The organism is Myxococcus dinghuensis, assembly GCF_024198235.1.
GTDB lineage: Bacteria > Myxococcota > Myxococcia > Myxococcales > Myxococcaceae > Myxococcus > Myxococcus dinghuensis.
In genome coordinates, this window is the sequence record NZ_JAKCFB010000002.1 from 546,853 (window position 1) to 568,466 (window position 21,614).

Annotated in this window: 15 protein-coding genes; 8 read left to right on the forward strand and 7 right to left on the reverse strand. The window is 67.6% G+C overall.

The annotated features are described in order from the left end of the window. Positions 1-14 precede the first annotated feature (14 nt). From tssB to tssJ, 7 genes are all read right to left on the reverse strand, one after another. Positions 15-509: a type VI secretion system contractile sheath small subunit gene (tssB, locus tag LZ198_RS04865; protein WP_253970685.1), complete on the reverse strand. Its 495-nt coding sequence runs from the start codon at positions 507-509 to the stop codon at positions 15-17. A 41-nt stretch (positions 510-550) separates the two neighbouring features. Beyond that, positions 551-2,179 carry a type VI secretion system protein TssA gene (tssA, locus tag LZ198_RS04870; protein WP_253970686.1) on the reverse strand — a complete coding sequence of 543 codons (1,629 nt, stop codon included), beginning with the start codon at positions 2,177-2,179 and terminating at the stop codon, positions 551-553. 31 nt (positions 2,180-2,210) lie between these two features. Beyond that, a complete protein-coding gene (gene tagF, locus LZ198_RS04875) occupies positions 2,211-3,149 on the reverse strand; it encodes a type VI secretion system-associated protein TagF (protein WP_253970687.1) in 939 nt (312 codons plus the stop codon). Beyond that, the gene (gene tssM / locus LZ198_RS04880; protein WP_253970688.1) at positions 3,137-6,814 is read right to left on the reverse strand and encodes a type VI secretion system membrane subunit TssM; all 3,678 of its coding nucleotides are present in this window, start codon (positions 6,812-6,814) and stop codon (positions 3,137-3,139) included. The genes tagF and tssM overlap by 13 nt, the downstream gene beginning before the upstream one ends. A 10-nt stretch (positions 6,815-6,824) precedes the next feature. Further along, the gene (locus LZ198_RS04885; protein ID WP_253970689.1) at positions 6,825-7,505 is read right to left on the reverse strand and encodes a DotU family type IV/VI secretion system protein; all 681 of its coding nucleotides are present in this window, start codon (positions 7,503-7,505) and stop codon (positions 6,825-6,827) included. A 91-nt stretch (positions 7,506-7,596) separates the two neighbouring features. After that, the gene (gene tssK / locus LZ198_RS04890; RefSeq protein ID WP_253970690.1) at positions 7,597-9,000 is read right to left on the reverse strand and encodes a type VI secretion system baseplate subunit TssK; all 1,404 of its coding nucleotides are present in this window, start codon (positions 8,998-9,000) and stop codon (positions 7,597-7,599) included. Continuing rightward, entirely contained in the window at positions 8,997-9,557 is a 561-nt protein-coding gene (gene tssJ / locus LZ198_RS04895; RefSeq protein ID WP_253970691.1) for a type VI secretion system lipoprotein TssJ, read from the reverse strand. The genes tssK and tssJ overlap by 4 nt, the downstream gene beginning before the upstream one ends. Before the next feature lie 633 nt (positions 9,558-10,190). Between tssJ and LZ198_RS04900 the strand changes: the two genes are divergently transcribed. The 8 genes from LZ198_RS04900 to LZ198_RS04935 all read left to right on the forward strand — a co-directional run bounded on the left by LZ198_RS04900 (position 10,191) and on the right by LZ198_RS04935 (position 21,614). Next, a complete protein-coding gene (locus tag LZ198_RS04900) occupies positions 10,191-12,401 on the forward strand; it encodes a type VI secretion system Vgr family protein (protein WP_253970692.1) in 2,211 nt (736 codons plus the stop codon). Between the two features lie 13 nt (positions 12,402-12,414). After that, on the forward strand, positions 12,415-14,643 hold the full coding sequence (locus tag LZ198_RS04905; protein ID WP_253970693.1) for a type VI secretion system Vgr family protein: 2,229 nt from the start codon (positions 12,415-12,417) through the stop codon (positions 14,641-14,643). Positions 14,644-14,657: 14 nt separating this feature from the next. After that, positions 14,658-17,333 (forward strand): type VI secretion system Vgr family protein, encoded by a 2,676-nt coding sequence (locus tag LZ198_RS04910; RefSeq protein WP_253970694.1) that lies wholly within the window; start codon positions 14,658-14,660, stop codon positions 17,331-17,333. Between the two features lie 14 nt (positions 17,334-17,347). Further along, a complete protein-coding gene (locus tag LZ198_RS04915; RefSeq protein WP_253970695.1) occupies positions 17,348-18,634 on the forward strand; it encodes a hypothetical protein in 1,287 nt (428 codons plus the stop codon). Between the two features lie 173 nt (positions 18,635-18,807). Then, positions 18,808-19,755: a beta propeller repeat protein gene (locus LZ198_RS04920; protein ID WP_253970696.1), complete on the forward strand. Its 948-nt coding sequence runs from the start codon at positions 18,808-18,810 to the stop codon at positions 19,753-19,755. A gap of 79 nt (positions 19,756-19,834) precedes the next feature. Beyond that, complete coding sequence (locus LZ198_RS04925; RefSeq protein WP_253970697.1) at positions 19,835-20,257, forward strand: hypothetical protein; 423 nt, start codon at positions 19,835-19,837, stop codon at positions 20,255-20,257. Between the two features lie 7 nt (positions 20,258-20,264). Beyond that, a complete protein-coding gene (locus LZ198_RS04930) occupies positions 20,265-20,669 on the forward strand; it encodes a PAAR-like domain-containing protein (RefSeq protein WP_253970698.1) in 405 nt (134 codons plus the stop codon). A gap of 15 nt (positions 20,670-20,684) precedes the next feature. Next, entirely contained in the window at positions 20,685-21,614 is a 930-nt protein-coding gene (locus tag LZ198_RS04935; RefSeq protein ID WP_253970699.1) for a type VI immunity family protein, read from the forward strand.

Here is a 21,614-nt window from a genome sequence, read left to right on the forward strand (position 1 = left end):
TTGCGAATGCCGCCCTACTCCGACTTCTTGTCCAACCCCAGCTCCGCCATCAATCGCTGACGTCCCTCGGTGTCCCCGAGCAGCGCTTGGATCTTCTTGCGGAAGGCGGGCACGTTGCCCAGGGGACCCTTCAGCGCGTTGAGCGCCGCGCGCAGTTGCAGGAGCTGGTGCAGCTCCGGCACCTGATTGACGATTCCCTCCGGGGTGAAGTCCGCGAGCGTCTGGAACTTCAACGAGACAGCCATGGAGGCGTCTGGCTCGTTGGAGAGCTTGTTGGGAACACTCACATCCACGGAAAGCCCTTGTTTGGCCATCACCTCGTTGAAGTTGCTCTTGTCGATGTTGATGGGCGCGCGCTCCTCCACGGGGCGCTCGTCCTGACGACCGGTGTAATCACCCACCACGAGGACCTTGAGCGGCAGCTCGACCTCCGACTGCGCATTCCCGGTCTCCGACTTGTAGACGATGTTGACGCGCTCCTTCGGAGCGACAGACCCTTCCTTGCTCACCGCACGACCTCCTGGTTGGGGATGGCTTTGCTACCCCCCCGTCACAGAGACACCTTCAGCGCGGCACCGGGATCAAGCAGACAAAGCCGACAATAACGGACAGTGAAGTCAGACACCAGCGCCTCCGGCGACTTTGGAGGAGGCCGCGAGAGCGCAAGCCATCCTTCCAGACACTCCGCCGCGAGCGCCGGCTCCCAGACATCCAGCCCGTGCGTCACCGACTCCCGGTCCAAAGACTCATAGAGGGCCCGCGCCACGGGGGCCTGCCCCGCCGCCGCGCACAGCCGCGCGAGGGAGAGCCGGGCCTGGAATCGCTTGCGGCCCGTGCCCGCAGCGCCCACCTGGGTCTGGAGCAGTCCCACGGCGCCCGCGGGATTCCCACCCGCCAATAGCTTGCGTGCCTCGGCCAGCACCTCCGCGCCGCCGTCGTCCTTCTCGCTCCCGGCGCTCGAGGCGGGTGTCGCCGACGGCGCCACGGGTGTGGCGAGCACGGTGTCCAGCCAGGCCCGCGTCTCGCCGGAGGCCACGGGCGTGCCATCGCCGAAGAGCAGGCCGGGGACGGTGGGCATGCGCTTGAGCCACGCGGCCAGCTCGCCCACCAACGCCTGGCGCGCGGCGCCGTGTCCCAGCTCGCCCAGCGCTCGCGCGCTGAGGAAGTGCGGGTCCAGGAAGAAGCGGTGCTGGACGAGCGCCGACTCGGACTCCTCGAGCAACTCCACCCAGCGCGCGTTCGCCGCCATGCGCTCCAGGTTGGCCCGCAACGCGGCGGGTGGCGCGGGGATGCTCGTCTTGCCGCCGGCGTCCCCCGGAGGCGGCTGGGCCAGGTGCAAATAGAGCCCCACCCGCAGCAGCCGGTAGGGCATGGGCTCCGCGGGCGACGCGCGCCGCACGAGCCCCGCCGCGCTGGCCAACGCCGTGCCCGTCTGGCGCAGGAAGTCCACCGCGCCCTCCGCGCTCGCCAACGAGCCCACCGCGGGCATCGCCGCCGCGGGCGCGACCGCCGGCGCGACCTTCGGCGGAGGCGGAGGCGGCGTGGCCGGAGCGGTCGGCGTGCGCGGCGCGGGTGCGGGCTTGTACGTCACTGGAGCGACGGGCGGCGCGGCCTCGGGCAACGACGCGAGCAGGCGCTGGACGCTCTCCAGCAGCGGGCGCATCGCGGGCCCGTTGGCCTCGAACTTCTGGCGCGCCACCTCCGCCAGACGTTTGGCCGCGACGTCGAGCGCCTCCACGCGCTCGCGGTCCGACACGCTCACCTCCAGCGACGGCAGTTGATTGGACGCGCGCTCCACCAGCCACGTCACCGCGTTGGAGCGGCCGCGCATGCGCGTCAGCTCCGGGAAGAGCTCCGGCCAGTAGCGGTCCATCAGCTCGGAGACGACGACGAGGCCCGTGGCGAGCCCGTCCAGCCCCTGCGTCTGGTACAGCCCCTGGGCCAGGTATGTGGCGATGCGCAGGTCCTTCGAGCTCGTCCGGAGCACCTTGCCGCTGGAGTCCAGGACGAGCGCCCAGTCGACGGCGCCGCCGGTGACGGACTCCAGCTTGGCCACCTCCGCGAGCACGGCCAGGTAGCCCGGTTCCGACTTGGCCGCCTTGCCCGCGGGCGACGCCGCCGACACCGGCTCCAACCAGTCGTTCGCGCGCTGCTTGAGCTGCTCCAACGTCATCGCCATCTCCCCTCCTTTCGCCGGACGGCCCTGGTGCTCAGCTCCCGAACGCGGCGAGCAGCGACTCCACCGTGGTGGTGGGGTCCTCGAGCGCCTGCCGTCTCGCGAGGGTGAGCGCCTTCTGCGCGCTGTCGATGGCGGACTGCTGCCGGGTGAGCAGCGGCCACACCTTCATGCTGGAGTACTCGGGCTTCGCCAGGTGCATCAGCAGCGCGACGCCCGGCGTGCCGATGGACAAGAGCAGCCGGGGCGAGGACCCCAGGTGCCAGAACATCGCCGGGGGCATCGAGCGCCAGCCCAACTGCCGCCTCGCCAGCTCCGCCCAGCAGAAGGGGCCGAGCGACTCCGGGAACGGACACTCCAGCGTCACGCCTGGCTTCGTGGGCTCCTTGCCGCGCTCGGCCTGACAGGCCTTCAGGAAGGTATTGAACGCGTAGTAGGCCACGCCGGGCGCGGCCCCCTCGCCCTGGAGCCGCTCGACGAGCGGCACGGCGGGGCCCGCCTCCAGTCGTCGGCGCTGCGCGCTCGCGCCCATGGCGTCCGCGGAGGACACCGCCGAGAGCGCCTCCACCCGCGACTCCAGCTCGCTGGCCGACAGCGTCGCGGCGTCCGCGAGCAGGCGTGCGCCGGCGGCGAAGAAGGCCCGGAAGCCGTCGGGAATCGAGGGGAACTGCTCCGCCGCGCCGCCCGCGTCGACGGCCACGTACACGGCGAGCGGGAAGACGCGCCCCACCTTGTCCGTGCTCGTCGCCAGCGTGCCCACCAGCGCCTGGCGTCCGCCGGGCATGGTGAAGACGAAGCACGTGGGCTCCGAGGACAACCGGGTGTTGGCGCGCCGCACCGCCTCGTGCGACTCCTCCAGCCACCGGTGGAAGGCCTGCGACACCCCATCCGCCGCGTTCCAGCGGACGAAGTCTCCCTGACACGGCACCTTGCCCAGGAGCGCCACCTGGTTGCGGCCCGCTACCCCGAGCATCCCGTGCCTCCCTTCGCGATGACACGTGGAGGCTGCACCCCCTGCATGCGGAACGGCTGCATCAGCCTGGGGGTGCCGCCCGCGGACACGCCGAAGAACGGCGAGGCGCTGCGCGTCGGCCGGAAGTCGATGACCACCTCGGTGTCCAGCGAGGGCATCGACCACGTCACCGAGAACGACCGGGCACCGCCCGAGACGCTCGGTGTGCCCTCCTCCATCAGCCGGAACAGGCCCCACTCGCCCTCCTGCTCGAGCGTCTCCGTCTTGCCCTGGTTGTTGCGCACGCGGATGGTGGCCCCCAGCGACTTGCCGCCCTTCCCCGGCCACTCGTAGTTGTGCCACTCCTCGGGGCCGTTGTTGTACTCGACCGTCTGCCCGTCCACCGTGAAGCGGATGGAGGACAGCTTCGGCGAGGGGCGGATGTGGAAGGCGAACTTCACGCCCGGCTCGGCGTCCCGCGGGCTGAAGAGCGACTCGGAGATCTCCCGCGAGCGCGCGAGGAACGAGAGCACGGAGCCGAAGTACATGTTGCCGCCCGCGCGTCCCGCGCGCGTGACGAACTTGAAGCGCGTCCCCGACTGCTCGACGTGGTTCTTGAGGACGCCGCCGTAGAAGCCCCACAGCGTGCCGGACTCGAAGCGATAGAAGTCCCCCACGTCCGCCACCGCCGCGTCCTGCCCGTTGCGGTTGAAGGGGTAGTGCCCCGCCAGCTTCTGCTTGAAGGCGTTGGCCACCTCGCTGCACCACTGGTCGCTCGCCTTGCCGCCCTGCTCCTTGATGGTCAATTCGGAGATCTTCTCGATGGGTGGCCACAGCAGCGAATGGATGGGCGGACGCCACCCCACCTCCTGCGCCTGGATGAGCGACTGGATGATCACGCGCGCCGTCTGCACCCGCGTCATCATCGCCCCCGCCTGCGACGGGTCATCCATGGCGGTGCGCTGCTCGTCGCGCAGGAACTTCAGCTGCTCCTGGTAGATGTCCAGGGGGATGGACTCCGGAGGAGGCGCGTCGGGGCCCTTGGCCTGCGGCGGCGCGGCGCCGAACTTCAAGAGCCCCGCGAAGCTCGGCTCCACGTCCTCCGCGGTGAAGTCGCCCTCCTCCTCGCTCGGCTCCGCGTCTTTCGAGAGCTTCCCGTTGGCGAAGCGCACCGCCGAATCGATGGCCTTCCCCTTGGGCCCCAGCTTCTGCTTGAGCTTGTCGAGCATACCTTCGTCGTCGGACTTGCCCTCCGCCGGGTCTCCGCCCAGCCGCACGTTGTAGGCCACCGCGCGGAAGAGCTTGCCCAGCGGAGGCGGCTCGCCACGGGTGAGGTCCTCCAGCATGGCCAGCGCATCCGTCACGTCATTGGGCTCCCTCGTGCTCAGGGTGCCGATGAACTCCTGCCACTCCTCGATGTACTGCTTGTAGTAGGCGGAGCGCAGCGCCCGCTCCTGGCGCGCCAGCTCGATTTCGTTGGTGGAGTCGGTGTCCTTGTCCAGCACCCAGATGTCCGCCCCCTGCAGCGGGTGCTCCAGCTTGGGCGCCACCACCTTCTCCCAGCCCTTGCGCGTGAAGGCGGCCCGCACGCGCCCCTTGCCCTTGATGTGCTGGGCGGTGCTGCCCAGGACGGAGGAGAGGGTGACGTCGTACTGGTCCTTCTTGCGCGACACCTCCGAGACGATCTGCGCCAGCGCGAGCGTGGAGAACGGCAGCCGGTCCAGCACCACGCGCACGTCACGCACCACCTGGTCGTTGCGCACGAAGGCGAGCGCCGGGTCCTGCGCCAGCAGCTTCACGTACAGGTCGATGTGGTTCGCCATCTGCGTCGTTCGCTGGGCGCTGTCGGCGAAGCCCGCCTTGCGGCCCCACCGCTCCCGGAGGCTGGTGACGATCCACTCGCGCTCCGCCTCGCCGAGCTCCGGCTCGCGGGGCGTGCGGGGCCCGGAGAGCAGCAGATGCAGCTTCAGCCGGTCGAAGTAGAGCGCATACGCGCCTTCCGAGGGCTTCTCCTCCCGGTCGCGCGCCTTCTCCACCCAGGCCTTCGCGTCCTTGAGGTCCCCCGCGAGCACCGGGTCCACCAGCACGCGGCGCACGGTGGCGCCGTAGAACGCGCCGAGTGGCCCCAGGAGGTCATCGCCTCGGTACATGCCGAAGCGCATCCCGGTGGGCGGGCCCTCCTCCTTCCACTGGAGCAACTGGTCGAGCCGCTGCCGCATGGGCATCATCGCGTCGACCATCTTCCCGGCGCCGCCGTCCTTGTTGGCCGCCTCCAGCTTGAGCGCCTGCGCCATCCCCCGCGTCGTCTGGATGAACTTGCGGTTCTCGAAGAAGGAGATGGCCGGGAAGAGCAGGATGAGCAGGGCCACCGCGAGGCAGCCTCCGGCGTACGCCAGTTGCATGCGCTTCTGGCGCTGCTCCTCCGCGGAGCTGCGCATCGCCAGGTTCTGGTCCGGGAACACCACGTCCGCGAACATGTCGCGCAGGAAGTAGGAGCGGGACTCCACCGCGGGGCGGCTGCCCGGAGGCGTGGAGGTGCGGCGGATGCCGAAGGCCTCCGCCATCTTGTTCATCACCCGGTCGATGGGGCTGCCTTCCTGCGTGCCGCTGGTGAAGTACACCCCGCGCATCACTGGCGTGTCCGCGTAGACGTTCTCCGCGAACAGGGCCTGCACGAACTCGATGAGGTTGCCGCGAAGCCCCTCGAACTGCTGGGGGAAGCGGAAGATGCGCTCGCGCGTCTCCGGGTGCCGCTCCGAGCCCAGGCGAACGATGGAGCGCTGCTCCACCACCTCCGCCAGCTCGTCGAAGCGCGCCGCGAACGTCTCGCCGATGGCCTCGCGCGCGTCCTCGGGGCGCAGCGTGAAGCCCCAGATCTGCCCGCGCTCCGTCTTCGCCAGGTCCCCGAAGAGGTCCACGAAGCCCGCGAGCAGGTCGCACTTGGTGAACATCACGTAGACGGGGACGATCATCTTCAACCGTTCCATCACCTCGTCCACGCGCTCGCGGATGGTCTGCGCGAGCTGCACCGTCTGTTCCTCGTCGATGCCGATGAGCTCGCCCACGCTCACCGCCACCACCAGCCCGTTGACGGGCTTGCGCGGGCGGTTGCGCTTGAGCATGTCGAGGAAGCTCAGCCACTCCTCGCGGTCATCGTCCTCCGTGGTGTAGCGGCCGGCCGTATCGAGGATGACGCCCTCGTTCGTGAGCCACCACTCGCAGTTGCGCGTACCGCCCACGCCCTTCACGCCACCGCCGCGCGCCGACAGGTAGGGGAACTGGATGCCCGAGTTGCGCAACGCGGTGCTCTTCCCGGAGCCCGGCGGGCCGATGATCATGTACCAGGGCAGGACCGACAGCGCGTCCTTGCCCTGCCTGGCTCGCGCCAGCTTGGAGGACTTGAGCGACTGGAGCGCCTTGGAGAACTCGGCCTGCATGGCCTGGATCTCCTCCTGCTGATCCGGCCGCACGTTCTGCAACTGGGCGTCCGCCTGCACGCCCAGCTCCCGCTCGATGTCGCGCGCGGCCTTGGACGCCAGGTGGCGCTGGTACAGGTACGCGCCGATGACGATGGCCACCAGCAGCACGGTGGGGACGATGGCGCCCCACAGCGGCAGGCTGAACAGGATGGCGACGGTCCACACCATGATGATGAAGACCGCGATGAACAGGGTGAGCAGCAGCATCGCGAGCGTCCTAGGGCTGCTGGGGAGAGGAGGCCGCGACCTCCTCGAAGAGGGAGGACACACTGCTGGACAGGCCGATGCGCAGGCCGGTGTAGACCAGCAGCGCGAAGACCACCGCGGCGGCGGAGATGGCCAAGAGGGGCAACGTGCGCTTGGCGCTCACGGCGCTGTCGGGCGGACGGTCTCCATGCGGCGAGAGCATCTCCGTGTCGAACCTGTGCGTGCGGGCCAGCTCCCGCTGGAGTGTCTCGGTGAGCTGCATCAACTCCAGCTCGCCGCCCCGCACCCGGAAGCGGCCCTTGAAGCCGAAGATGAGGCACAGGTAGTAGACGCGGAGGATTTCGGTGCGCTGGGCGTCCTTGCGCACCTCCTCCAACCGCGTGAAGAACCCGTCACCGGCGCGGTTCTCCCGGAAGTAGTGGAACTGGAGCAGGTTCGCGAGCCAGTACTCCCGGAAGGTGTCGGCGCGCCCCAGGGCCAGCTCGTCGGCGAGCGCGACGATGGGATAGGCAATCTCCTGCGCGTCCTGCTGGTTGAAGCCCAGCTCTCCGGCGCGCTTGAGCAGCCGGTCGAAGAACGTGCGCAGTTGCCGGTGCACGAGCTCCGCCGAGGGGAGCGCATGGTCCCCGAACTGCCGCAACTGCAGCAGGGCCCCGAAGCACTCCTGCGTGATGGAATTGATCCGGTCCATCCTGTCGATGCCTCCACCCCATGCAGGCAGGGCGCCTCACCGCGTACCGCCACTCACCGGTGTTTGGACGGCCCCCCGCCACGACCTTGTTTCAACGACTGACGGCGTTCTTCTTCAGCGGAGGCCCCCCGCTTCCTCCCTTGGGGACCGCGAGCAGCTCCAGTCTGGTCTTCGACGGCTCGAACGGACGCGGCAGGTACACGGCCACGTTCTGCTCGCTCATCACGTTCTTCCAGTAGGGGTCGCCGCTCTCGAGCGAGAAGTACACGACGCCTGGCTTCACCGGCACCGCGGCGGGCGGGCGGAAGGTGACCTCCACCGGCACGCCTGGGGCGGCGGCCTTGATGAGGTCGCGTATCTCCGCGAAGTTGGCGATCTTCGACAGCACGGGCAGGCTCTTGGCGACGTCCGCCTCGGACAGCTCGCTGCGCACCGCGAGGATGAACTGCGAGCACTTCAGGAAGCGCTCGTCCTCGATGCGCCCCAGGTGCATGCCGTCCTTGCGCGGCTCCAGCGACACGGTGATGCACTGCTCGATGGCGACCACGTCCAGCAGCTTCTGGAGCACATGGAACAGGCCCTCGAAGGTAGCCCGCAGGTTCGTGTACTGGAACCTGGGCAGGTCTCCCGGGTCCGCCTCCGCGGAGAACGTGGAGAGCTGGCCCGCCGCCTGGCACAGGAGCAGGTACACCATCTGCGGGTTGAGGTCCGCGACCTCCACCACGTGCGCCACCTGGGGGATGAGCCCGTTGAGCGCGCTCAACTGCAGGTACTTCGTCACGTCCCCGGCGGTGAACTCGAGCGCGGTGGCGTCACGGTGCCGGCGTCCGTCCGCGAGCTCACGCTGCTTGCCCTGCATCGCCTTGAGGATGCTGCGCATGCGCTCGAGGATGAAGGGCGAGGCGGACACGCGCAGGCACGGGGGGATGTAGTTGCTCGCGAGCGCGACGCCGCCCGTCTTGTCGCGCACGAGCTCCGCGATCTTGATGACGTCGTAGTCCTCGCGCGGCTCGGTGCCGAAGAGCAGCCGGAGGTTTCTCTGCGCGAAGGCCACAGGCACCACGGACTCGGCCGCCGCCAGGTCCGGCACCGTGCGGTTGACCAGCGAGAAGCGCGGCGACGTGGTGGATTCATCTGGAGCGCCGTAGCTGGCGATGCCCTCGCGCTCGCGCGCCACACCCAGGTACACGTCCAGCGAGCGCTTGTTGGCGCTGAAGTGCTCCTCGATGGGCCGCGTCTGCGGGGCCTCGGGCTGGCCGCGCTCGAAGGACAGCGGCAGGCCATCCGGGAGGATGCCGGAGAAGCGCAACAGTTGGAGCTGGCCAGCGGAGAGCGCCTTCTCGTCCACCTCCTGCTCCACCACGCCCCAGTCATAGGGCGTCAGCGCGCCGAGCCGGGCCGCCAGCAGGGCCTCGTGATAGAGGTCCGACTGCTGCAGGTGCTGGGGATTCATGAACATCCCCTCGGACCAGACGACCCGCTGCGGCGTCTTCATCTGCGGACCTCGCCGGCCCGGGCCTCGACGCGGTAGTCCTCGACGAGGAAGCGCAGCGACGTCTCTCGCGGCGCGCCAGGGCGACAGTCCTCCGGCCTCACCGCGGGCAGCCGCTCCACGTCGCGCCACACCACGCCCGCGGGGCGCCGGAACACGCCCACCACCGCGAGGTACTCCGCCTTGGGGGTCCGGTTCACCTCGCGCGAGAGGCGCTGGCCCGGCTCCAGGGTGAGCTCGTCGACGGCGAGCAGGTCCTCCTCCAACACCTCCTTGGGGTGCTGCCAGAGGTCCTCGAACTCCGCGACCTCGAAGCGGCGTGAGTCCTTGAGCTGGTAGACCTGGACGTTCGTCGGAAGCGAGCGGCCCTGGTCATCCGGATTCAGTCGCGTGCCGGCTTCCAGTTGGATGAGGAATGGGGGTGGCTGCTCACACGCCGCCGGGGGCGGCGGGTTGTGGGCACAAGCACCCGAGAGCAGCCCCGAGAGCAGCGTCACTCCCGGGAAGAACCAGACGCAAACCCGCGCCCGTGGGCCGAAGCCCCCCCCACTAACCGGCATGGCATCCTCTCTGAAGTTTGCGACGCGCCAGCAGAATCGCTCACAACGTGCCACAGCCTCCCCTTTCAGTTCAAGACAGGGCACATCCAGGCGCAGGGATGTCATTGACACGACACGGCGCAACTCCCGCCCAGGAATAATCAAGCACCACCGCCCACGAGAAGTGCACAACCCCACACTTCACCACGAGTCCGACAGTCATTGCGCATGTGCGTCGGAGTGTGTCGGCAACCGCGGACTCGTTTGCGTCCGGATCCGTCTGGGAAAGCAACGGCGCGCCGCGTGCGGGCCATACCGAGCTGCCCGCACAAAGACAGTTGCGGGCCCCGGAGACGCCTCTCACGAAAGCCTGCGATGTGATGCTGGCGGCGGTGGGCAACAGGGCGACGCCCAGGTCACCGAAGCGCAACGGGAGGAAACGGAGCCCGAGGGAGGCCTGACGTATCACCTGGGCCAACCCCTGGCCGGTGCACGGAGCCTCCTCGAACATCGCGCCGGTCTCCGACCCCGTGGGCCGCTGCAGCGCGTCCGCCGGGGTCGCCTAGCTTTGAAAAGGACACATTACAAGGCTTCCACGCCCATTGAATTGTCAAGTCAACGTAGTACCATGATGTTCACCGGGGGTATGGTCGTATGCGCTTGAGGTCGACGATTTCCCATACCTCCCTTCCTTCGGAACTCGGCGTGTCGCGCCTCGAGATCGATGAAGGTCTCTCCAAGCTATTCGTGGCGGACATCGAGTGTGTCAGCGCGGACCCTGATTGGGAACTGATGCCCTTGCTAGGCACGAGCGCCTCCGTGACGGTGGAGGCAGACGACGGCTCATCGCGTCACCTGCATGGCGTTGTCGAGGCAGCCGGGTTCGTGGGGAATCGCGGCGACCTGTTTGCCTATCGCCTGCGACTGATGCCACGGCTGAGGGGTCTCGCGCACCGCGTGCGCACACGCATCTTCCAGGACAAGAGCCTCGAGGCTGTCATCCGGGAGGTCTTCTCCGGAGCCGGCATTCCAGCCGAGGCTACGAAGTGGAGCGTGGCGGAGGGCCCTGTTCGGGAGTACTGCGCCCAGTGGAAGGAGAGCGAGCTGACGTTCGTGCTCCGCCTGTTGGAGGACGCGGGCATCTTCTTCTGGTTCGATCACTCCGCCGAGGACCATGTGATGTACTTGGCGGACTCTCCCGCGGCACATGTGCCCATCGAGGGCGCCGCCGGACTCTCCTTCCGCACCTGGGAGGGGCGCGACGCCCTTCGCGACATCGTCACGCGCCTCACCTATTCGGCGCGCCTGGTGCCGGACGCGGTGATGCTGCGTGACTGGAACTGGCAGACTCCGATGACGCTACCCGAGGCGAAGCTCTCGGCGTCGGGCGGAGGCGGCCTGGAGCTCTACGAGTTTCCCGCAGGGTTCGTCAGCGCAGCCGCGGGCAAGCGCCTGGCCGCGGATCGCCTGAGCGCGGCACGGGTACGACAGCGGGTGCTGCGCGGGACGACGCCGTCCCTGCGACTGTCTCCAGGGCGCCTCTTCCAGGTCGTCGATGCCGAGCCCGCACCGCTCAACGGCGAATACCTCCTGCTGGAGACTCGCCAGGTCTACGAGGACCCGACCGCGGGGACACTGGCGGATGGGGATGGTCGCTACCGCTCCGAGTTCACCGCCATTCCGAGCGCTGTGGAGTTCCGACCTCCCCGCGTGACTCCGCGCCCGCGTGTCATGGGCAAGGAACTGGGGGTGGTGACGGGCCCCGTGGGCGAGGAGATCCACGTCGACAAGTTCGGTCGGGTGAAGGTGCACTTCTACTGGGACCGGGAGGGCGCCGTGGACGACACCTCCTCCTGCTGGATGCGCGTGCAACAGCAGAACACCGCCGGCAGTCAGATCCTCCCTCGTGTGGGTTGGGAGGTCGAGGTGGGATTCCTCCATGGCGACCCTGACAGGCCCCTGGTGCTCCAGAAGGTCTACAACGCCGAGACGCTGCCGCCCTATGCCCTGCCAGACAACCTGATGCAGAGCTCGTTGCAGTCCTCGACGACGCCGGGGGGAGGAGGCACCAACGAGGTGCGCCTCAACGATGGAATGGGCGGCATGGAGTTCTTCGTCCACTCACAGAAGGACCTCTCGCTCCAAGCCGGGCACAACCTCACGGAGCAGATCGCCGTCGACGAGGCCGTGCAGATTGCCTCGGACAGCACGAGCAGCATCGGCGCCACGGAGGACGTCTCCGTGGGGGGCGACCAGAGCGCCAGCATCACCGGGATGATGGTCGAGGACACCGCGGGCAAGAAGAAGGTGGTGGTGGGCGCCGTGGACCAATGGGGTGTGGGCGCCATGCATGCCATCACCGTGAAGGGCGCGCGCACGGAGAACGTGGGCGGCTTGAGGAACGTGCTGGCGCAGAAGGTGACGGAGACCTTCAACGCGGACCTCTCCACGAGCGTGGGTGGAGTGCTGAGCATCAACGCGGTCAGGGCCATCACCGAGGCCGTGGCGGGCAAGAAGACCGAGCTGGTGGCCGGCGCGAAGCTGGAGCTCATCAAGGAGTCGAAGGCGGAGAACATCGGTGCGGCCAAGGTGATGACGGCGGGGCTGGTGAACATCAAGACAGGGAAGGACCTCACGCTGGCCTCGGGCGCCGCCATGGCCATCACCACCGGCGGCCCCATGGTCATCAAATGCGGCAAGGACTTCAACCTGTCGGGCTCGTCCGTCACCATCACCGTGGCCAAGGCCAGTGTGACGGCCGGCGCGAAGCTGGAGGCCACGCCTGCGTCCGTGCAGCTCAAGGGCGACACGGTGGGGGGAGACGGCACCGAGGTGCAGCTCAAGGGCACCATTGAATACAAGTAGGGCCGGAGGAGAGATGAGCAACGGTCGCGTCTTGCAGTACGCGCTGTCCCTCGACGACGGAGACGAGACCCTCTTGCGCGTCGTTCGCTTCGAGGTCGAGGAGGCGCTCTGCGAGGGGAGCCGCGGCTGGGTGGAGGTGGAGACGACCGAGGTGATCGATGCCGCCTCCCTGCCCGGCAAGAGGTACCGATTGCGCATCCTCCAGGGCGATGGTCGCCCTGCTCGGTGCTTCCATGGGCTTGTCTACGCGGCGACCTCGGAGGCCTTCCAGCCCGAGCACTTCCGGCTGCGATTCGAGGTGGGCTCGCGACTGCATCTGCTGGAGCTGGGGCAGGAGGTGCGGCTTCATCAGGAGCAGTCCGTTCCCGACGTGGTGAAGGCCGTACTCGAGGAGGCCGGCATCTCCGAGGACTCGCAGTCCTGGACGCTCGCGGAGTCCCCCCCCGTGCGCCCGGCGGTGACCCAGTACAACGAATGCGACCACACCTTCGTGCGACGCCTGCTGGCCGAGGAGGGAATCGTCTTCGCGGTGCGCAACGACGACGAAGGGGAGTCGCTGGCGTTCTTCGACGGCCCGGATGGACTGGTGCCCCTGGCTGGCGAGGGGGCACTGCGGGTCCGTACGCAAACGCACACCGATGAGGACACCGTCCTCTCCTTGAGCGAACGTCACGCGGCGGGTTCGGACGCGGTGATGGTTCGGGACCATGATCCCAAGCAGCCCACTGTCGACCTGAGCCACCGCGAGGAGGCACCGGAGTCTCGTGGCCGGGAGGTGTACCTTCACCCCGGTGGCTTCGATGCGATGGGGCACGCCAGGCGCCGCGCGAAGCGAGTCCTCGAGCAACACCGGTCCCGGGCCGTGGCGCGGGAGGGGACGAGCGATTGCCCCCAGCTCGAGCCCGGACGCACCTTCGTGATGGATGGCCACCCGCGCATGGAACTCAACGGGGAGCAGGTCGTGCTCTCGGTCGTGCACCGTGGTGGACTGGAGACCCGGGAGTCCGGAGCCTCGGAGGAGACGTATGAGAACACCTTCCGGGCAGTGCCGGGGCAGTCTCCGTTCTTCCGTCCCGAGGCCCCCGCCGAGCGTGCGGCGCCGGGCGTGGAGGTGGCCTTCGTCACGGGCGCCGCGGGGCAGGAACTTCACGGGAGCGAGCGTGGAGAGGTGCGTGTGCGCTTTCCCTGGGACCGCTCAGGGCTGACGGACGACCGCAGCTCCCCGTGGCTGCGTGTGGGGCAGCTCGCCCTGGGGGGCTCGATGATCATCCCGCGCGTGGGCTTCGAGGTGATGGTGGACCACGAGCTGGGGGACCGCGACCGGCCTCTCGTCGTCGGCCACCTCTACAACGGCGAGGCGATGCCGCCCTACGCGCTGCCAGACCACGCCACGCGCAGCTCGATCCAGACGGCGACCACCGGCGGTGGCCCCGGCGCCAACGAACTGCGCTTCGAGGACGCCGCGGGCTCGGAGGAGATCTTCTTCAACGCCTCGCACGACCTCACTGTCTCCGTGGAGCACGACGCCAACCTGAAGGTGTTGGTGGATGAAGCGACGGAGGTGGGGGGGAACCGGACCTTCAGCGTCGGCGCCAACCACACCCTCCAGGTGACCCGCCATCGCTCGCTGAAGGTCGGCGCCAATCAGCGGGTGAACGTGGATGCGGACTTGTCGGACGGCGTGGGAGGAGACTCCGCTGTGCAGGTAGGCGCGACCCGCAAGCTCACCGTGGGCGGCGACCTCACCGAGAACACGCAGGGCCCCCTGGAGCGCACCGTGGGGGGACTGCAGGCGGTGACGGGCCTGGCGGGCTACGAGCGCAAGGTGGTGGGGAGCTCGAAGACGAAGGTGGGGGCCGCGTGGCTCGAGACGACCGCCGACAGTCGAATGAGCACCTGTGGCGCGGCCCGGGTGGAGACGGTGGGCGCATTGAAGATGGTGAAGGCCAGGACGGTCGCGGTGTCCTGCGGCGCGGCCTACGCCCTCACGGCGGCGGCGGAGAAGGTGAAGGTCGGCGGCAACCGGGTTGACAAGGCCGAGGTCGCGCTCGCCATCACCGCGAGCGGAGGGCTCAGTGTCCAAGCAGAGAACATCAACATCACTGGCGAGACCAAGGTTGTCTTGAAGGTGGGCGGCTCGACGGTGGAGGTCACACCCTCGGGGGTGAAGATCAAGTCGCCGGAGATCCAATTCAAGGGCGTGAAAGAGTTCTCCTCGTTGTCGACCCACAAAAGCAACTGAGTACCGAGGCGGCCATGGGTGACGAGCAGCGCCTCACGGCGACATTCTTCTTCAACGCGCAAGAGGGAGCGCTCACCGTGCACGCGGTGCGGGGGCGGGAGATGTTGTCGCGTGCGTACCGCTTCGAGGTGGACTTCTCCGGGCAGGACGTGGACGTGGACGCCGCGCCAGGGGCACGCGCGCTGCTGGTGCTCGAGTCCCCTCGAGGTGGGGAGCGCCACGTGGGTGGGGTGTTGGAAGAAGTCTCGCTCGCCGCCATGGGACAGGCTGGAGAGGGCGCCTTCGCCCGCTACCGCGCCGTGCTCGTCCCGGAGCCTTACCTGGTGTTGAGCGCGAGGCGCGGCTTCCGCATCTTCCAGCAGAAGACGGTGCCCGACATCGTCAAGGCGGTGTGCGAGGACGCGGGGCTGGACGCGTCCGTCTTCGATTGGGGAGGCGTCACAGGCCGCTATACGACGCGCGAGTACTGCGTGCAGTACGACGAGTCCGAGTGGGATTTCGTGTGCCGGCTGCTAGAGGACGAGGGCATCTTCTTCACCTTCAGCCACTCCTCGGACGGCGCGCGCATGCGCTTCGAGGACGACAGCACCGGCGTGGACCTGCTCTCGCCGGACGCCCTGGACTTCACCTTCTCTCCCCAGGAAGGGGCCCCTTCCGCGCGTGTCTGGGATTTCCGCCTGCGGACGCGGCTGCGGCCCTCGAAGGCCACGGTCAACGACTTCGACATGCTGCGGCCGAGCGCCTCGCTGCTCACGAGCGCCGAGGCGGAAGAGCACCTCGCGCGTGAATGGTACGAGTACCCCGGGGGTTTTCGCGCCCCCGCGGAGGGTCGGAGACGGGCGCAGGCGAGGCTCGATGAGTTGCGCACCACCCGGGTGACCGCGCTCGGACGTACCGACGCGCTCTTCGTGGTGCCGGGGCGACGCTTCCACCTCCTGGGCCACCCGGCGTCGGGTGCCGAGTACTTCCTCACGTCCGTCGAGTTCGGGCTCCGCCTGGAGGATGAACCCACGGAGGAGCGCCCGCTGGTGGACTCGGGGCCATGGCGGTGCGAGGTGGACTTCGAGGCCATTCCCTCCACGCAGGTGTTTCGCCCTGCCAGGCTGACACCCAGGCCCCGGGTGGCGGGGGTGCATACGGCGCTCGTGACCGGGCCCGACGGCGAGGAACTCCACTGTGACGCGCACGGCCGGGTGAAGCTCCAGTTTCCGTGGGACCGCGACGGCCAGTTCGATGAGCGGGCGTCATGCTGGGTGCGCGTCAGTCAGGCGCACACCACCGGCTCGGTGATGATTCCGCGCATCGGCTGGGAGGTGCTCGTCGAGTTCGAGGAGGGGGACCCCGACCGGCCGCTGTGCCTGGGCAAGGTGTGGAACACCGAGTTCACCCCTCCGGTCGAGCTTCCCGCCGGCAAGACGGTGACCGGCCACAGCTCGCGCTCCTCGCCGGGTGGAGGAGGCGTCAACGAGGTCCTCTTCGACGATACGGCGGGCGCGGAGAGCGTCACCATCAACGGCCAGCACGACATTCTGGTGAAGGCCGCCAACAACAAGCTGTTCAGCGTGGGCCATGACGCAAGCCACCTGGTGAATGGCAAGCGCGCCGCGCATGTCGGCGGCAACGAGAAGATCGCCATCCAGGCCAACCTCAACGTCAACGTGGGAGGAAACCATTCCACCGAGGTGAGCGCCATGCGCGATGTGAAGGTGACGGGGAGCGCCACGGAAGAAGTCACGGGCGCCTTCGACCTCCAGGTGGGGGCGATGGAGCTGGTGCAGGTGGGGGACCCCATGAAGGCGGTGATGGATCTCATCGCGACCGCCGTGGTGGACAAGGTCGTGGGTCAGGCGGCGAAGGCCGCGAGCAAGGCACAGGCCGCGCTTCTGGGGCCCATCCTCCCGGTGCTCCAACAGGCGCGCGCGGCGGTGGGCCCGGCGGCCCAGTTCGCGGGCCCCGCTGCGGCGCTGTTCGCCGGGGGGAACCCGGAGATCGCCGCCTTTGCCCAGGCCGCGGGAAAGTTGTCGGACGCGGCGGGCGCGGCGGACGCGGGGAATATCGCCGCTGGAGTGGCGCAGGCGATCATCACGGACAAGCTCACGGGCAAGGCCATCGAGTCCTCGACGGGCGAGGGGGGCTCGGGAGGTGGCGGTGGTGGGGGGGATGCGGCGCCAGAGGCGGCGGGGAGCGCGACGAGCGGTGGCAGTGGGACCTGGGCCACGGTGGTGGGGGGCGCGGTGAAGGAGACGGTCGGGGGGCTGTCGGCGACCAGTTCGTTGAGCGACGTCTCCTTCGCGGTGGGCGGTGCCTCCCAGGAGATGGTGGGCGCGGCGCGCGTGGAGCTCATCAAGGGGAGCAAGGCGGAGACCACGGGGGCAGTCAAGACGGAGACCGTGGGCGTCTACATGGTGGATGCCAAGGAGTCGTTCGTCACCGACGCCAAGGCGGCCATCGCGGTCAACATCGCCGGGCCCCAGACGCAGCGAATCTCTGGCAGCCACAGCATCAGCTCGGACGGGCCTGTGCGGGTGACGGCGTCGAGGCTGTCGCTCAAGGGAAAGGGGACCATCACCCTCACCTGTGGCCAATCGAAGGTCATCGTGAAGTCGGATGGCATCCTCGTAGAGGGGGCGGCCGAGGTGACCATCGAGGGGAAGAAGATCGCGCTGGATGAGAACGCGCTGGGGACCTAGTCGAGGAGGACGCGATGCCTGTCGCACAGACTGGAGTGACCTGGCTCGATGGCGGCGCGGCGGCGCTGTGGGAGCCCGAGTGCGTGGTGGCACTCATCGCCTGTGGCATCAATCCCGCGAACTTCGGCACCTACGACAAACGCGCCAGGGCGCAGGCAGCAGAGCGCAAGGCTTACCGCAAAAAGCGCAACCTGGCAGCGAACGGAGGGGGGCCGAATCCGAGGCCTCACGAAGCCAACTGTGAGGTAGGCAAGAAGGACAAAGCGCTTTGCATGTGCATCGAGAGCGATGCGGCGCTCAAGGAACTCGGGGTTGAGAAGTGGATGCTGGCCAACTCGCAATCCGGTCACATCTCGCAGAATGCGCTCTACCAGAACGACCGTGGGGACCCCTGCTCCAACGTGCCGGCGGAGGGGCAACATGGGGGGACCTATGGCTATCGGGACAACAAGGCGTTCTGTATGGACCACCTGGGGCGGGCGAACAACCCGGGGACCATCCACTATGAAATCACCAATCGGGAGGCGCAGCACGCGCAAAGCCTGAAGAGCGGGAACGTCGAGGTGGTGACCGAGGACGTCATCCTGGAGGGCGTGAAAGGCACCGCAGCGGTGGCGGCACAGGGCGCCGAGTCACGCCAGAAAGGCAATGACGCACATGCTCAGTACGACAAGAACCTGGGGACATTGACTCCGGAGCGCAAGGATGAGGCACAGCGCAATGACCAAGCCAAGGAACAGCACGCGGCGGCGCTGACTGCCAAGCAAAACGGGTCGGAGCAGGCGGGCCCTTCGGGAACCGGCCAGGCCGGTACACCCAATGCTCCATCGACGAAGAAGCCGACGCCCGCGGAGGTCAACGATGCGGTGAAGTGCATCTCGGATGCCTGGAAGCAGTCGTTGGACCAGATGCGCAACGACACCATCAATGAGTTCTCCACCGCGGCACGCTCGGACGAGTGCAAAGCGGAGATCGCGGCGTACAGGAAGACCTTGCCGCCGGAAGAGCGCAAAAAGAAGATTCGCTATACGGATCTCCCCGCGGACCGACGGGCGAAGGTGGACGCCGCAGTCAAGGACAAAGTCGACACGGCACAGGATGCCCTGAAGAAGGAGGGTGCAAAGGATGCGATGAAGGCCAACAATCCGCCGACGCAAGAGGATTGTCTGAAATATCAGGCCAACTGGCTACAGCAGCACCAGAAGGCGGACGGAACCTTCCCTCCGATGCAGGGGCGTGTGCCTGATTCGAAAGAAGGCGATGGGTCCAGAATTAGAGACGATGGCAGGACGGCTGACTAAAGCCCTCGGTAACTGGATGGCCGAGCGCGATGGGCTCGCATGCCGCGACATACTACGGTGCGAGCGGAGTGAAGGCCGAAGGAGACATCATGCCAACGCCTTCTTGGCCCTCGGGGCGGAGAATCCAGGGACATGTCTGGTAGGGAAACCAGGTAACAGGAAGGACGAAAGAGATGACCTTGCACATTGCGACCAACTACTACAGCGCCAGCGGTCCGGAGGTCGATGCCTGTGCATTCCTGGGACAGCGCTATGATGAGGAGCGGGGCTACAAGCCTTTCGAAAGTGAGTGCTGGGTTTTGAGCTTTCGCCCAAAGGCAGGAGGCGGCCTGTCAGCGATGTATCACTTCGGCAGCACGGGTTTGCTGTCGCGCTTGTGGCGCTCGCCGCGGGGCGCGGTGTTCGCCAGTAGCGTTACCGATGCCAAGATTCTCTTCCATCCAGATCTCCATGGGGACCCAAAGCATCGATTCGAGAGCATGAAGTTGGGTGTGCCCCTCAACGGTGTGTGGGGGTTGGATGACAACTACGTGCTGGCCTGGGGTGCCACCTTCGAGGGGACACGACACGTCTTCCGGTACGACGGGAAAAACTGGAACGAGATACCCTCACCGGACTTTGAGGTGCGAGCCATGCATGGACTGGCGCCGGATTGCATCTATGCAGTGGGGGTCGGGGGCGGAGTGGCAAGCTGGGATGGCAACGTCTGGAAACGATTTCCCGTCCCCACGGATGAGGTGCTCAACAGCGTCTTCGTGGCGGACCCGGATGAAATCTACGCGACAGGTGGTGCGGGATCCCTCCTTGAAGGAAGCGCCCACGGATGGGGCCGGATTGCAGAGGGGCCGGTGCCTGGAATGCCGCTGTTTGCTGTGGTGAAATGGAAGGAGGAACTCTGGGTTGCCGCAGGGCAGTTCGGCCTATTCAAGAGGGTGGGCACCCAGAACCAGATTGAGTGCATCAAGCCCAACCTGTCTGCGGTCGGCCTCGACGCGCGGAAGAACCTGCTCATCTCGTGTAAGGATAGAATCTCCGAATCTGCGGATGGACAGGCTTTCTTTTCCAGCGGGCGGGATTTTCTTTTGAACGCCCGCGCGGGAACCGCTCTTGGAGACATCTAGGCAGGGAGCCATCATGAAACCCACACGGCAGCGTTCGAGGCGACCTGCGGCGAAGCGAGGTGTGCCTTCAGTTCCAGCTGTGAAGGCATTGCTTGAGTTTGATGGCTCCATGCGATTGGCCACCGTGGTGGCTGCTGAATCATCCGGCTGGCGCGTCAGGCTCGGCACGCAGGAGCAGGTGCTGTCGCTCGATGCCTCGGTGGACCCGGCGCTGGTGCGCGAGGCGCTCGAATCCGGTGCCCGGGTCCTCGTGGAACTCTGCGCTCCGCCTGTGGTCGTTGGCGTGGTGCAGACTTCCCGCGCCCTTCGCGTGAACCGCCAAGGAAGGGTGGAGGCGCAGGTGGAGACGTTCGAAATCCACGCGCTCCAGGGCGCCACTGTGAAGACATCCGGGGCCTTCATGCAGGTGAAGGGCTCCGAGGTGGAGCTCTACGGCACGCGTATCCTCACGCGCGCTCGTGAAGTGGCGAAGATCCTCGCGCGGATGATCAACCTGAACTGAGGCAGCCATGAGCCTGACGACGAGCGGTCTATCGGCCGGCACCAGCAAGCAGAAACTCAAGATGGTTCCCCTGGCGCCCAACATCTGCTTCGTGCCCGCGCCACCTCCCCCAACGGGTCCCCAGGGCATCCCGGCGCCATTCCCCATCACCACGGACACGGGCAGCATCAAGAAGCCGGTGCCCAAGGTGAAGCACCAGGCAGGAAAGGTGCCCAACCTCGACTCGACCTTCACAGGCGTGAATGGCAACCAGGCTGGGGTGGGACAGCTTCCGCCCACCACGCCCAAGAAGGACCTCGTCACGGGCGTGAACTTGAAGCAGGGGTCCGCGATGGTGGGATGTCCCAACTGCCAGGTCGGCGGCAAGAGCTTCCTCATGAGCGGCAGCATGGGCTTCGGGAATCACGGCTGACCGCCCAGTGCCATCATGTCCGAGCCCCTCCTCGAGCCACGCTTCCACGTCCACACGCGACATGCCGTGATTCGCGTGGAGCTCGGGCTGACAGCCTATCTGGCGGAGCCCCGGTTCTGGGCCCTCGAGGGAGCGCAGCGGGCGCTGGACCTGATGTTGGCCCTGCCCACGGCGGACCTGTTCCGCTACTACACGACCTCCGTGATGACGGAGTGGCGCGAGTTGGGCCCGCGCACGTTGAAGTCCCTGCGGGACGGATTGACCTCTCGCGCGTTGATGTTGGAGTGGCCCCGCCACCACTTCTTCTTCCGGCTCGCGGACGAGCCCAACTGTCCCTCGGTGGGGTTCTCGTATACGGAGATCGACCCGAGGCGCGCGACCCGCGCGGCGGTGCTGGAGCTGACGTTGCCGCGCGGGCACCCCGCCGAGGACCTCCAGGCGCTCGCCGTCGCGGTCGCCGACCTGGGCCCGCTCTACTCCCTGGTGGGCGGACATGTCGCGCGCTGGAACGTGCTGCACCCGAAGCTGGCCTTCAACCAGTTCTATCTGTGGGCCCAGCGCTATCTGGGAATCGACATCCAAGACGCCGAGGAGCTGGCGCCTCGCGCACCGCTGGCGCTGCCTGGGAGCAACTGGCTCACCTATCTCGGTGAGCCCCTGACGAGGCCGCTCGAAGTCGACCTCGCCGCGCTGAGGCGCTCCGCCTTGAAGCCCGGACTGGAGTGCCTGCCGGTGCGCTCCGGGCTGTTGCTGCGCGCCGGAGCGCACCCCACGATGGGAGACCTCAATCACTTCGCCTACCCGGAAGCCTACGCGGAGGTCGCGCGGCTCCTCGAGCCGCACTTCGTGAAGCCGATGCCTGAGTTCTGGGGCTCCTTCACGGACGAGAAACGCACGGACGCATGGCTGCGGCGGTTGGCGGGCGCGGAGGACTGGTCGGCTTGA